Source organism: Arcobacter sp., assembly GCF_050300555.1.
Lineage (GTDB): Bacteria > Campylobacterota > Campylobacteria > Campylobacterales > Arcobacteraceae > Arcobacter.
The window spans coordinates 1-545 of the sequence record NZ_JBNKXY010000349.1 but is presented as its reverse complement, the minus strand read 5'-3'; the positions used below and the strand labels follow the sequence as shown (position 1 = coordinate 545).

Sequence of the window (545 nt, the reverse complement as noted above, 5' to 3'; positions counted from 1 at the left end):
AGAAACTAGATATGGTGTTGTTAGCTATAATGTAGGTTACTTTTTTATCAATTCGGGGCACCATAAAAGATGTTGTCAAATCTGAACAAATATATACCTTCTGCACAATGTAGCTATTGTTATTGTCATATAAACCAAGTGCATGAAAAGTACAATAATCAAGATATAGCAAACCAGATTTCTGAAATAATTCATTCTCCAAACTATTCAGGTCACAAACAAAATCAAATTTGATATAACCTAAACAATTTAAAGAAGATATGATTTTCAACTCTTTTTCTCACTATTAATACAATGAACACATCTAACTTCAGCATGTGTATCATCAAGAATAGAATTATCATGTCCATGCACTTGTTGTGTTGTAGATATAAGTGAAGCATGATCACACAACTTTTCTATCACAAGGAACAATCTTAAAATCATCTTGTAACAAAGGAAATTCAGCAACAAATTTTACTAATGATTCATCTAAACTAGCAGGAGTAGTGGATAAATTTAGCACCTAAGCAATACGTTCATATGGATCCACAATTAGATCACAT

General features: G+C 30.5%; 1 protein-coding gene. It reads right to left on the bottom strand.

The features are described from left to right. Positions 1–267 precede the first annotated feature (267 nt). The gene (locus tag ACQY5W_RS13500; protein ID WP_428025487.1) at positions 268–405 is read right to left on the bottom strand and encodes a hypothetical protein; all 138 of its coding nucleotides are present in this window, start codon (positions 403–405) and stop codon (positions 268–270) included. Between the last annotated feature and the right edge of the window lie 140 nt (positions 406–545).